General features: G+C 50.3%; 11 protein-coding genes and 1 pseudogene. 3 read left to right on the plus strand and 9 right to left on the minus strand.

Going from position 1 to position 13062, the window contains the following annotated elements; genetic code table 11:
• Positions 1–453: pseudogene (locus O3682_RS02590) on the plus strand (transposase); the annotation flags it as partial.
• Between the two features lie 210 nt (positions 454–663).
• On the opposite strand, the gene trxB reads toward O3682_RS02590, so the two are convergent.
• From trxB to O3682_RS02615, 5 genes are all read right to left on the minus strand, one after another.
• Positions 664–1614: a thioredoxin-disulfide reductase gene (gene trxB / locus O3682_RS02595; RefSeq protein ID WP_371508247.1), complete on the minus strand. Its 951-nt coding sequence runs from the start codon at positions 1612–1614 to the stop codon at positions 664–666.
• Between the two features lie 108 nt (positions 1615–1722).
• Complete coding sequence (locus O3682_RS02600) at positions 1723–3018, minus strand: NAD(P)/FAD-dependent oxidoreductase (protein ID WP_371508248.1); 1296 nt, start codon at positions 3016–3018, stop codon at positions 1723–1725.
• A 138-nt stretch (positions 3019–3156) separates the two neighbouring features.
• Positions 3157–4044: an ABC transporter permease subunit gene (locus O3682_RS02605; RefSeq protein WP_003679574.1), complete on the minus strand. Its 888-nt coding sequence runs from the start codon at positions 4042–4044 to the stop codon at positions 3157–3159.
• Positions 4044–5009, minus strand: coding sequence for an ABC transporter permease subunit (locus tag O3682_RS02610; protein ID WP_049335897.1), 966 nt, complete (start codon positions 5007–5009; stop codon positions 4044–4046). The genes O3682_RS02605 and O3682_RS02610 overlap by 1 nt, the downstream gene beginning before the upstream one ends.
• 15 nt (positions 5010–5024) lie before the next feature.
• A complete protein-coding gene (locus O3682_RS02615; protein WP_063076462.1) occupies positions 5025–6149 on the minus strand; it encodes an ABC transporter ATP-binding protein in 1125 nt (374 codons plus the stop codon).
• A gap of 476 nt (positions 6150–6625) precedes the next feature.
• On the opposite strand from O3682_RS02615, the gene radC reads away from it, so the two are divergent.
• Entirely contained in the window at positions 6626–7300 is a 675-nt protein-coding gene (gene radC / locus O3682_RS02620) for a RadC family protein (protein WP_254323810.1), read from the plus strand.
• 33 nt (positions 7301–7333) lie between these two features.
• On the opposite strand, the gene O3682_RS02625 is transcribed toward radC, so the two are convergent.
• The 4 genes from O3682_RS02625 to O3682_RS02640 all read right to left on the minus strand — a co-directional run bounded on the left by O3682_RS02625 (position 7334) and on the right by O3682_RS02640 (position 12186).
• Complete coding sequence (locus tag O3682_RS02625) at positions 7334–7621, minus strand: NF038104 family lipoprotein (RefSeq protein WP_371508249.1); 288 nt, start codon at positions 7619–7621, stop codon at positions 7334–7336.
• A complete protein-coding gene (locus O3682_RS02630) occupies positions 7609–7941 on the minus strand; it encodes a hypothetical protein (protein WP_371508250.1) in 333 nt (110 codons plus the stop codon). The genes O3682_RS02625 and O3682_RS02630 overlap by 13 nt, the downstream gene beginning before the upstream one ends.
• A 147-nt stretch (positions 7942–8088) precedes the next feature.
• On the minus strand, positions 8089–8835 hold the full coding sequence (gene aqpZ / locus O3682_RS02635) for an aquaporin Z (RefSeq protein WP_283254566.1): 747 nt from the start codon (positions 8833–8835) through the stop codon (positions 8089–8091).
• Positions 8836–9132: 297 nt separating this feature from the next.
• A complete protein-coding gene (locus O3682_RS02640) occupies positions 9133–12186 on the minus strand; it encodes a DNA translocase FtsK (RefSeq protein WP_371508253.1) in 3054 nt (1017 codons plus the stop codon).
• Positions 12187–12350: 164 nt separating this feature from the next.
• Here O3682_RS02640 and O3682_RS02645 point away from each other — a divergent pair, with 164 nt between their 5' ends.
• Positions 12351–13028 (plus strand): energy-coupling factor ABC transporter permease, encoded by a 678-nt coding sequence (locus tag O3682_RS02645; RefSeq protein ID WP_371508481.1) that lies wholly within the window; start codon positions 12351–12353, stop codon positions 13026–13028.
• The last annotated feature ends 34 nt before the right edge of the window (positions 13029–13062 follow it).

The raw sequence follows: 13062 nt of genomic DNA on the forward strand, positions 1-13062 counted from the left end.
GCCTCTACAAACTCGGTTACAAACAACATACCCGTACCGATGAGGAAGGCTATATCGAGAAACTGCACATTACCCCCCGCCAATACCCATGAGTGCAACCACCTGTTGCCTTTGCTGGAAGGTATAGCCAAAGATACGACCGTCTATGCCGACAAAGGCTATGACAGTGAGGAAAACCGGCAACATCTGGAAGAGCGTTGGCTGCAGGACGGCATTATGCGCAAAGCTCACCGCAAACATCCGCTGTCGGAAGCGCAAACCAAACGCAACCGATATTTGTCAAAGACCCGTTATGTGGTCGAACAGAGCTTTGGTACGTTGCACCGTAAATTCCGCTATGCGCGGGCAGCCTATTTCGGGCTGGTTAAAGTGAGTGCACAAAGCCATCTGAAGGCGATGTGTTTGAACCTATTGAAAGCCGCCAACAGGCTAAGTGCGCCTGTTGCCGCCTAAAAGGCAGTCGGATACCTGATTATCAGGTATCCAAGGGGGATTAAGGGGGTATTTGAGTAGAATCAGTGGATATTCGAAACAAAAACAGCCGAAAATCTTTGTTTAGGTTTCGGCTGTTGGGGGAAAGGAATTTTGTAAAGATCTCAGGCCGTCTGAAATTTCAGATGGCCTTTTGATTATGTTTTAAAGAATAGGACGTAGCTTAGAGGCTCATACGCCGTGGCGGTCGAGCCAACGTTCGGCATCAAGCGCGGCTTGGCAGCCGGAAGCTGCGCTGGTGATGGCTTGACGGTAGGTGTGGTCTTTGACGTCGCCTGCCGCCCATACGCCTTCGATATTGGTTGCGCCGACATTGTCACCGGTACCGCCTTTGGTTTTCAGGTAGCCGGTTTCATCCATATCGAGTTGGCCTTTGAAGATATCGGTGTTGGGTTTGTGGCCGATGGCGATGAAAACGCCTTTTACAGCGATTTCTTCAGTGCTGCCGTCATCATGTTTCAGGCGTGCACCGGTAACGCCGCTTTCGTCGCCCAAGATTTCATCAACCGAGCTGTTGAGCTTGAGGATGATTTTGCCTTCTTCGACGCGTTGCATCAGTTTATCCACCATGATTTTCTCGGCGCGGAAGCTGTCGCGGCGGTGAATCAGGGTAACGGTGTTGGCGATATTGGCAAGGTAGAGGGCTTCTCCCACAGCGGTATTGCCACCGCCGACTACAGCAACATCTTGTTTTTTGTAGAAGAAACCATCGCAAGTTGCACAGGCGGAAACGCCTTTGCCGGCAAAGGTTTCTTCGCTTGGCAAACCTAAATATTTGGCGGATGCGCCGGTGGCAACGATGAGCGCATCGCAGGTGTATTCGCCCATATCGCCTTTGAGGGTAAACGGACGGTTTTGCAAATCAACGGTGTGGATTTGGTCGAAAATCATTTCAGTGCCGAAGCGTTCGGCATGAGCTTGGAAACGGGCCATTAGTTCCGGACCTTGTACGCCTTCTGCATCGGCAGGCCAGTTGTCCACTTCGGTGGTGATCATCAGTTGTCCGCCTTGCTCAACGCCGGTAATGATCACAGGGTTGAGGTTGGCACGGGCGGCATAGACGGCGGCAGTATAGCCGGCAGGGCCGGAGCCGAGGATGATGAGTGTATGATGGTTGCTCATGATGGTTTCCTTGCTGATAAATGATTGAATTTTGTCGTATCTAAGCTTTCAGACGGCCTGAATTTTACTTGAATCTGCCGCCGTCTGAAATATGTTTGTTGCTTGGGTTTAGTGGCTGTCTTTCCATTGATAGTATTTTGAGCCGAGGAAAGAGCCGAGTTTGCGCAGGAAAGGCTGGGTAATGATGTTGCTGTGGCGCAGTTGCTTAAAAGGTTTCAGACGGCCGTCATCGCCCATGATGGCTTCGGCAATCGCCAAACCGGCAATGCCGGTAATCGCCATGCCGTGTCCGGAATAGCCCTGGGCGTAGAAAACGGTAGGGGCAAGGCGGCCGAAATGTGGAGCGAGGTTGCGCGTGATGTCGCATTCGCCGCCCCAAGAATGCTCGATTCTGGCATCGGCAAGTTGTGGGAAAACTTTCAGCATGTCTTGGCGGACAAGTTCGGTCATGCGGTCTGGGTCATCGATAAACTCGTTGTCCTTTCCTCCAAAGAGTAGGCGGCCGTCGGCGCTGAGGCGGTAGTAGTCGAGGACGTGGCGGTTGTCGCAGATGGCCATATTGTTGCGGATCAGGTCTTTGGCACGCTCGCCCAGAGGCTCGGTGGCGATGATAAAGGTACTGACGGCAATGGCTTTTTGTTCCAATACTTTGAATTTCGGGTGTAAACCGGCATAAGTATTGACGGCATAAACGAGGTTTTTGCACTCGACGCTGCCATTAGGTGTATGAACCAGCCAGCCGTTATCGCATGGCTCGATACGCGTCATCGGGGATTGCTCAAAAATTTGTGCGCCTGCATCGGCTGCCGCTTTGACAATGCCTAAGGTGTAATTGAGCGGGTGCAAGTGGCCGGATAAAGGATCAAATTGCGCGCCTTGATACATATCGCTGGCAAGTTGTTGCTTCAGTGTAGCTTTATCCCAAAGCTGGTAATGGCTTGCGCCATAATGTTTTTGGGCGTGTTCGTGCCATTGTTGCAATTCTTCCCAATGCTGAGGACGGACGGCGACGGTAGCGTAGCCGCGTTGCCAGTCGCATTGGATGTTGTGTTTTTGAATGCGCGAGTCAACCAGTTCAACGGCTTGCAGAGATTGCTGCCAGAACCATTGGGCCTGTTCCAAACCGACTTGTTTTTCGATTTCTTCCATGCCGCAGGCAAAGTCGCTGATGACTTGTCCGCCGCTGCGACCTGATGCGCCGAAACCGATACGGGCGGCTTCAAGTACGATGACATCATGGCCGTTTTCGGCAAGCGGTAGGGCGGTGCATAAACCGGACAGGCCGCCGCCGATAACGCAGGTTTCAGTTTTCAGACGGCCTTCAAGCGTCGGATAAGACGGATGGGGATTGGCCGTGCTGACATAGTAGGAAGGAAGGTATTCTTTGAAGCTGGGATTGATCATGATTTGAGCTTTAGGTTGGTTTTCACTTCATTGAAAATAGGTTTTCAGACGGCCTTAAATGTGGGCTTAGATTCAGGCCGTCTGTGCAGTTAATAAAACAGGCTGTTCCGACACTTTATCGGACAGCCTGTCTGCATATTAGGCGGCTTTCTCGGCTGCCAATTTTTCTTGGCGGTAGGCTTCGGCAGCCTCACGTTCCCGTTTGGTTGCCTGACGCATCATCCAGTAGTTGACGACAATCACCAGCGTACCGATGATACCGATCAGGATGGTTGCCAAAACGTTCATCTGAGGGTCAAGGCCGAGTTTGATTTTGGAGAAAATCACTTGCGGCAATGTCGATGAACCCGGGCCTGACAGGAAGGAGGTAATCACCAAGTCGTCCAAAGACAGGGTGATACCCAAGAGGAAGCCGGAAGCAATCGCAGGGGCAATCAGCGGCAGGGTAATCACGAAGAAAATCTTCAGCGGACGGGCACCCAAGTCCATTGCAGCTTCTTCCAAGGATTGATCTAATTCCACCAAGCGCGAACGGATAACGACGGTAATGTACGCCATGCAAAGCGTGGTGTGGCCGAGGAAGATGGTGAAGAAGCCGCGATCGAAGTAGAGCGATTGCAACAATTCACTGCCTTGCAGGAACATTTGCACCTGAATAATCAACAGCAGCATGGATAAACCGGTAATCACGTCAGGCATCACCATAGGCGCGGAAATCATACCGGCAAACAGGGTGCTGCCGCGGAAGCGTTTAATACGCGCCATGGCGTAACCAGCCAATGTGCCGAGTGCTACGGCGGCAAGTGAGGAAACGATGGCGATACGCAATGACAGCCAGGCCGCTTCCAAGATGGTGTCGTTTTCCATCAATGCGCCGTACCATTTGGTTGAGAAACCGCCCCAAACGGTAACCAGTTTGGATTCATTGAAAGAATAGATGACCAAAACCACCAGTGGAATATAGAGGAATGCCAGCGAGAGCAGGAGCATCAGTTTCAAGAACCAGGATAATTTGGTTTTCTGCATTATTTGCCTCCTTCTTCCAATTCGCGGTTTTCATAGTGCTGGAACAGGGCAATCGGTACAACCAGCAGGGCAACCATAACGACGGCGACGGCAGAAGCCAGCGGCCAGTTGTTTTGGTCGAAGAATGCCTGCCACAATACTTTACCGATCATCAGGTTTTCAGAACCGCCCACCAATTCAGGAATCACAAATTCGCCGACGGCCGGAACGAAGACCAGCATAGAGCCTGCGATGATGCCTGTTTTGGATAAAGGCAGGGTAATGGTAAAGAAGGATTTGATCGGACCTGCGCCCAAGTCGGACGCGGCTTCGAGCAGGCGGTTATCCAGTTTTACCAATTGTGTGTACAGCGGCAAAATCATAAACGGCAAATAGGCGTAAACCATCACCAAATTCAGCGAGAAAGCATTGTAAAACAGGTCTAAAGGCTCGCTGATGATTCCGTATTTGATTAAGAAATTGTTGATGATGCCGTTGTGACCCAATAAGCCCATCCATGCGTAAACACGCAGCAGGAAAGAGGTCCAAAAAGGCAGCATGATTGCCAACAGCAGGCCGTTGCGCGCAGCCGGATTGGCGCGTGAAATGGCATAAGCGGTTGGATAACCAATCAGCAAGCAGATGATGGTTGTCGTCAGCGCAGTCTTAATCGAAGACCAGTAGGTCATCAGATAGATATTGCTGTTTTCACTGTCGCCAAACGGATTGAGCGTATTCCAAAAATTTTGGAAGATGTCGGCGTAGTTCTGATAGCTGATGGCAATGTTCAGACGGCCTAAGTCTTCATCAATCGTTGTCAACGGCGTAAATGGCGGAATGGCGATTTCTTGTTCGGCAAAGCTGATTTTCAAGACGATGGCGAACGGAATCAGAAACAGCACCAAGAGCCAGATATACGGCACGGCAATAACTGCACGCTGTCCGGGGCGGCGAAACAGTTTCTTTTTCAGTTTTTTAAGGTCCATTGCATTTCCCTCAAATTAACTGTACAGAGGCGTAGGTTGGTTTTCAGGCCAGCTGATATAGACGGTCTCGTCCCAAGTCGGCGGCGTAATGTTGCGCACATACCAATAAGGTGCGGGAACTTGGCTCTTAACGACACGGCCGTTGGCGAGTTTGATGTGGTAAATCGCAAAGCTGCCCAGATAGGCAATTTCTTTGACTGTACCTTGGGCCCAGTTGTGCGCGCCTAAGTGTTCCGGTTTCTCTTTGTGCAAATCAATGTCTTCAGGGCGGATACTGATCCAGATTTCATGATCATTCGGAACGCCCAAGCCATGGTCGATGCGGACGTGGTTTTCCAAGCCGTCACATTTGACGATGGAGAAATCGGCGCGGTCGTCAATGACGACACCGTCAAAAATATTGGTTTCTCCGATAAATTCAGCGGTAAAGCGGCTATTAGGGTAATCGTACACGTCGCTAGGGGTGCCGACTTGGCGCAATTGGCCGTCGGACATAATGGCGATACGGGTAGCCATGGTCATCGCTTCTTCTTGGTCGTGGGTAACCATGATGCAGGTTACGCCGACTTGTTCCAGCGTGTTGACCAATTCCAGTTGGGTTTGTTGGCGCAGTTTTTTATCGAGTGCGCCCAAAGGTTCGTCAAGCAGCAGGATTTTAGGACGTTTCGCCAGGCTGCGTGCCAAAGCGATACGTTGTTGCTGGCCGCCGGAGAGTTGGTGCGGCTTGCGTTTGGCGTATTTGGTCATTTGCACCAGGCGCAGCATTTCTTCGACGCGGGCATCGATTTCGCCTTTAGGCATTTTGTCTTGTTTCAGACCGAAAGCAATGTTTTGCTCAACGCTCATGTGCGGGAACAGGGCATAGCTTTGGAACATCATGTTGATTGGGCGCTCGTACGGAGCAAGCTTGGTAATGTCTTGGCCGTCGAGAATGATTTTGCCCTGATTGGGGCTTTCCATGCCTGCCAACATGCGCAGCAGCGTGGATTTGCCACTGCCTGAGCTGCCCAAAAGGGCAAAGATTTCATGTTGGTAAATGTCCAAGTCGATGTTATCGACAGCGTAATTGTCACCAAACTTTTTCACCAAGCCTTGGATTTGCAAATAAGGTTTGGCTGAAGACGCAGTGGTTGCGGTCATAATGGCAATACTCCAAAAAGGAAGACGAGTACCGGCAAAACGGATTTTCGAATGGGTGATAAAAAGCTGTTTGATTGCTGGCGGGAGTCGGACGGAGGCCGTCTGAAACTCTTGTAAAGCGCACGGGCAGCGTGGATAGAAAGCAGTTTAAGCCTCAGCTTTTGCTCTCGGCAAACTCAATATTATATTAGCCTAAGCCTCATAGGGGCAATATGAAAATGCTTGTAGCGGCTGATTTGAAACAAATAGGAAAGGAAAGGCAGGCAGGGGAACACGATAGTAAAAATGGGTAGCGTTGTTTTTCTGCACAAAGAGGTTTAATTGTTATTCATTTGTCTTAAATAATTATTCAAAATAGAGTAAAATACGCAAATTGTATTAATTTTAATAAAATCGTGCGGATTGCGTTTTATGTGGGCAAGATGGTTTTGTTCTAAATAAAAACTAAATCCGCTATATGAATAAAAAGGGAAAACATGAGCATTAAAGAATGGCCTGAAGGGGAGCGGCCGCGCGAGAAGCTCTTGGCGCACGGTGCGGCGGCGTTGAGTGATGCGGAGTTGCTGGCGATTTTGTTGCGTGTCGGAACGCGCGGCATGAGTGCGGTTGATTTAGCGCGTTATTTGTTGAGCGAGTTTGGCAGCTTGGGGAAGCTGATGAGTGCGGATGCCAAAACACTCGCTGCTTATAAGGGCATGGGCTTGGCGAGCTATACTCAATTTGCCGTGGTCAAAGAAATCGGGCGGCGGATTTTGGGTGAAGATTTGCAGGAGCAGATTGTTTTGTCAAACCCGAAATCGGTTGCGGATTATCTGCGTCTGCATCTTGGACATGAAAAAATCGAGGTCAGCGTTGCTTTGCTGCTCAACCGTCAAAATCAATTGATTGCGGTACGGGAATTGTCGCGCGGTACGGTGGCGGAAAACACGGTTTATATCCGTGAAATCATCAAATTGGCATTGGATGAATATGCCGACAGTTTGATTTTGGCACACAATCATCCGGGCGGTTCGGCAAGGCCGTCTGAATCTGATGTGCAGTTTACAGAGCGTTTGAAACAGGCTTTAAGTTTGGTCGATATTACGCTATTGGACCATTTTATTGTAACGGCAAAAGAAACCTGCTCTTTGCGCGAACAGGGCTATATGTAAGGATGAATGTTCAGACGGCCTCAGTAAGATTGGTTACCTTACTGAGGCCGTCTGAAGTACTTCATCGGATGATTCTTCTTTGTGGATGATTTCTTCCGATTTTGGCTTTTCTGTGCTCTTTTCTTTTTCTTTGTCCTTGTCTTTTTTGCTGTCAGGAATGGCGGCGTCAATCACTGCCCCCGTTCCTTTGACGACCAATTTTCCGGCAGTCAGGACGGTTGTGGCAGCCAAATCGACAGCTGCGCCTACAACGCAGCCGTTAAGCATCAGACAAAGGGCAAGTGCCGGAAGCAGGCGTTTTGTGCATCTCAATGACTGCATCCGCAGTGTCCTTCGTGATGATGGTCGCATCCGAGTGCTTCTTGCCAAGCATCATAATCGCCGTCAAATTCTTCAACTTCGTCAAATTCACCGTTTTCTACCATGCTTACCAGCTCTTCCAGGCTTTCTGCGCCTTCTACCCAAAAGCAGGGAATATCGGGTGGCGTGTCGGGGTCAAGCAGGGCGGCTTGTTGGTCGTGCCAAGCAATCCAATAGCCGTTTTGTGTTTGTACGAATACGGCATCGGGATGAATGGTTTCGTTTTCGGTATTGACCAGCATTCTGTCAGCGATATCGGTTTGAAAAGGTAAGGTTTGCATGATGGTTTGAGAATGTGAGAAAAGAAAGTATTGTAACATGGTAAAAACAAACGCACCGTCTGAGTCAGGCGGTGCGTTTGTGTCTCGGCAACTTGGGTGCGGTCAGTTTAGAGTGTCGGCCGCACTGGAAATATCATTCCGTTTAGTTTATTTGTCGTCGTTGTTTGCCAAAACAAAGCGGTAAATAGCCGCGCCAACTGCTGCGCCGGCAATAGGAGCCAACCAGAACAACCACAGTTGTTCAACAGCCCAGCCGCCTTGGAACAAGGCAACGCCGGTAGAGCGTGCAGGGTTGACGGAAGTATTGGTCACAGGAATGCTGATCAAGTGAATCAGGGTCAGACCCAGGCCGATGGCGATAGGGGCGAAGCCGGCCGGAGCCAGTTTGTCGGTAGAACCCATGATGATAATCAGGAAGAATGCAGTCAGTACGAATTCGATCAGCAACGCGGCCATCATGTCGTAACCGTTAGGAGAGTGTTCGCCGAAACCGTTGCTGGCAAAGCCGGAAGCAACAGCATCAAAACCGGTTTTACCGGAAGCAATCAGATACAGAACGCCTGCAGCGGCAATCGCACCGATGACTTGGGATACGATGTAAGGCAACAAGTCTTTACCGTTGAAACGGCCGCCGATGAAGAGGCCGACGGAAACGGCAGGGTTGAAGTGGCCACCGGAAATATGGCCGACGGCGTAAGCCATGGTCAGTACGGTTAAACCGAACGCCAAGGCGACACCGGCAAAGCCAATGCCGAGTTCAGGGTAAGCTGCTGCCAATACTGCGCTGCCGCAACCGCCGAATACCAGCCAGAAAGTGCCGAAAAATTCTGCAAAATATTTTTTCATTTGTTTTTCCTCGTAAAGGGTGGGGGTGTTGCCGAAGGCTTGAATCATAATAATATTGCTTCTAATCGAAAAATGGATTTACCTGTTTTTTCCGGTCTTGACAAAAGGCCGTCTGAAAATGGTGACAAACGGGTAGAGATATGTATTTTGTAGGTTGAGTTTGGTTGATTGAACCTTATTTTTGTGAAGCAAATGCCGTTAATGCAAAAGCATTTAGATTTGTAAGAAATGTTGTTTATAGATTACTTATTTGCTTGTTTATTTGATTGGAATCTCTGAACCATATCTGATTTAAAAAGGCCGTCTGAAAAGTTTTCAGACGGCCTTGATTTATACAAGGATAAATTAATCCAGATGGTCGCTGCTTTGCGCCAAGATGGTGCGGTTGCCGTTGTTTTCCGCCGGGGAAACAATACCGTCGGCTTCCATTTGGTCAATCAGGCGGGCGGCGCGGTTGTAGCCGATGCGCAGTTGGCGTTGGATATTGGAAATGCTGGCCTTACGCGATTTTAAGACAACGGAAACGGCTTCGTCATACATGGGGTCGAGGTCGCTGTCGTTGCTGCGGCTGGTGCCGGTAAAGTCTTCGGTTGAGCCGCTGCTTAAAATATCGTCGATATAATCGGGTGCGCCGAATTGTTTCAGGTATTCTACTACGCGGTGAACTTCATTGTCGGAAGCGAACGCGCCGTGTACACGTTGCGGATAGCCGGTACCGGGTGGCAGGAACAGCATATCGCCTTGGCCGAGCAGGTTTTCCGCGCCCATTTGGTCAAGAATCGTGCGGCTGTCGATTTTGCTGGATACTTGGAAGGCAATGCGTGTCGGAATATTGGCTTTAATCAGGCCGGTGATGACATCCACGCTGGGGCGTTGGGTGGCAAGAATCAAATGAATACCGGCTGCGCGTGCTTTTTGGGCAAGGCGGGCAATCAGTTCTTCAATTTTCTTACCTGCGGTCATCATCAGGTCGGCAAATTCATCTACGACGACCACAATAAACGGCAGTTTTTCCAATGGCTCAGGATCTTCAGGCGTGAGGCTGAACGGGCTGCCGATTTTTTCACCACGCGCGGCGGCTTCGGCAATTTTTTGGTTGAAACCGGCAAGGTTGCGCACGCCCATAAAGCTCATCAGGCGGTAGCGTTTTTCCATTTCGTTGACGCACCAGTTCAGTGCGTTTGCAGCCAATTTCATATCGGTTACGACAGGGGCGAGCAGGTGAGGAATGCCTTCGTAAATGCTCAGTTCCAGCATTTTCGGGTCAATCATAATCATGCGCACGTCTTCCGGCGTTGCTTTGAAGAGCATAGACAGAATCATGGCATTCACACCCACGGATTTACCCGAACCGGTCGTACCGGCAACCAGCAGATGCGGCGCTTTGGCCAAGTCTGTGACAACAGGCTGGCCGGTGATGTCTTGGCCGAGCGCGAGGGTCAGTTTGGATTTGGACTCGGTAAACGCAGGCGAATTGAAGATTTCGCTCAGGCGGATCATTTGGCGTTTCGGATTAGGCAATTCCAAGCCCATGCAGGTTTTGCCGGGGATGGTTTCCACCACGCGGATGGAAGCCACGCCAAGCGAGCGCGCCAAGTCTTTTTCAAGGTTCAAAACGGCACTGCCGCGTACACCGACATCAGGCTCAATCTCATAACGCGTAATGACCGGGCCGGAATAGGAGTCCATCACTTTGACTTTAACTTTGAACTCGGCCAGTTTTTCTTCGATGGTAATGCTGTTTTCCAACAACTGTTCTTCAGTTTGTGAGGCGCTCGGGTCAAACTGCGGCGGTAGGAGCAGGGCAGTGGTCGGTAGAAGCGCATCGGTCAGTGTTGTTGAAGTCGGATGAACTACGCTTGGCATACTCTTTTGAACGCTGGATTCTACGGTTTGAACAGGCGTTTCAACGACTGTCTGAGTATATTCAGACGGCCTTGCGATTGTTTCAACAGGTTCAAAGGGTTCAATGGTTTCAACCGCTTGAATAGCTTCTGCTTCCGCTTGTACAGGCGCTTCCGGCTCACCATCGAATTCGGTTTCTTCGACGGCAGATTCGCTAATTAAATAATCGCGGATACTGCGTTCAGGTTGGTTGCTGACATGCGCATTGACTTGTGTATCAAAAATCGGCACTTGGATTTTATGTTCAAAAGCAGGCGGCTCGGGGATATCAATCGGTGCAATCGAGGTTTGGAAAACGGGCGGCTCGGGAATATCGGTTTTAGCCATAGGGACAACCGGTACGGCAGGCGGCTCGACTACGGTTGCGTTTGGCGCGGCAGGTCGGGAGATATAAGGGGATTTTTTAACAGGCGCAGCCGGTTTCGGACGGGACGGCGTTGCCGGTGCGGTAGGTTGTGGTGCAACAGCCTCCGTGGCAGCTTGTTTACGCGCCCATCTTTCGGCGGCCGCTTCGGTATGGCGAACTTGACGGCGCAAGCTGGCAGGACGGCTGATTTGTCCCAAGTTGGCCAAAATTTCGTCATTTTCGATGGTGCGCGGAGAGTAGTCGCGCAATGGGGCGACGGCTGCGGCCAGTTTGTGGCGTGCGGCGGTACGGCGGGCAAGGTTGTCGTGAATATCTTCGGCTTGGATTTCAGAAGGGAATGCCTGCATGGAAGTATAGGGGAGGATGGCTTCTTTTTCGGCAGTTCTTAAGGCCGTCTGAACGGTTTCGATATGCGGCGTATTGGCTTCTGCCACGCGGACATTATTGGCACGCGCCAAGGCACGTTCGCGTGTGCGGCGCAAGATAGGGTCGTTGTAGTCGATGATTTCCATGCCTGTCATCGGCAGGGATGAAGCGCGCAACAATGGGGTTTCGACTTCGTCTTTGTAAATCGGCGCATTTTTTTCGGCCAAATGCTCGTTCCATTCTTCAACCGCTGCTTCATGCAGGGAACGGGTGGCTTCTTCTAATGTGATTTCTTCAAAATTGCTGTTTTGCACCAAAGATGGGCTGTATTCGGGCGTTTCCATTTGTGCAAACGGCGTGATTTTAGGAATACGTTCCGGTTTGGCAGATTTACGGGTTTTAGGCGCAACTTTGATTTCTTCTTCGGTAGCTGCGATGTGTTCCGGCTCTTCGGCAAACGGCTCTGCTGCATGCTCTTCGTTTGTTTCGGCGCGTTGCGTTTTATTGTGTTCGAGCGCAGAAAGCAGGCGGATGCGGGCGATTTTATGGTTGTCGGCAGTGCGTTTGTTCATGCTGAATAAACGTTTCAGGCTGTCCAGTTGGCTGGAAAAACCGACCGAGCTGTCTTCTTCGTTTATTTCTTGTTCGTCGCCACTGAGTTGGGCCAATTCTTGGCGCCACTTTTGCTCTTGTTTCTGGCGCCACCAGAACAAGCCGGCTATGACAGCCAGCAGAATTAAAGCCAATATTGTCCAAAGCATGCGTCCATCCCCTTAATTAAACGGCAAAGTCCGTTATTCTAACGCTTTTTTCGGGTAAACAAAACCAGCCGAAACAAGCTTTAACGGCAAAGGTAGACAGGATTGTCAAAGCTATGGCTTGAGACGCGTATAATAGGCCGTCTGAACATTTTGCGGATGAGATGATGATTTTTCAAAACGGATGGTTTCCCGTTGGTGTCGTGATGGCGGCATGGCCTGTGTTGCTGGTGATTTTTGCTTTGTGCGCAAAGCAGGCATGGGTGTCGGTATCGCAGCATCGTTCCGCATTTTGGGTGGCTGCCGTGATGTTGCCGCTGGCTTGGAGTTTGAATGCCTCTCCCGAAAGCGGACAACTGGCCGGCATGAGCTATCATTTGCTTGCTTTAAATCTGACGGCTTTAATGCTGGGCACCTCTGCCGCATTCTGCCTTGGCATATTGCTGTTTTTTCCGTATTTGTGGCTTTGGGGCGATTGGCATATGTTCCCCATCAACGCCTTGTCCGTATTGCTTCCGCCTTTGTTGGTGAACTTGGGTTTCCGCCATTGGGTGTCGCGTTTGCCTGCCAATATCTTTATCTTTATTTTTTTGAATGGTTTTTGGGCTGCGGCGGTCGGTATGGTGTTTACCGGCGTAATTTTAGTCGGCTTGTTGGACTGGGCGGATGTGTTTGATACGGCGGTATTGTGGAAAACTGCTTTTCCTGTTTTCTTCTTAATCGCTTGGGCAGAGGCATTTTTGAGCGGTATTTCAACAGCCATTTTTATCGCGCTCAAGCCGCAATGGATTTGTACTTTTGATGACGACAGGTATTTGAAATCCGCGCCTAAGATTTGGCAATAAGATATGAAGGCATCCTTGCTTGGTTTTCAGACGG

Origin of the sequence: Neisseria sp. 27098_8_112 (assembly GCF_041433235.1) — a bacterium.
Lineage (GTDB): Bacteria > Pseudomonadota > Gammaproteobacteria > Burkholderiales > Neisseriaceae > Neisseria.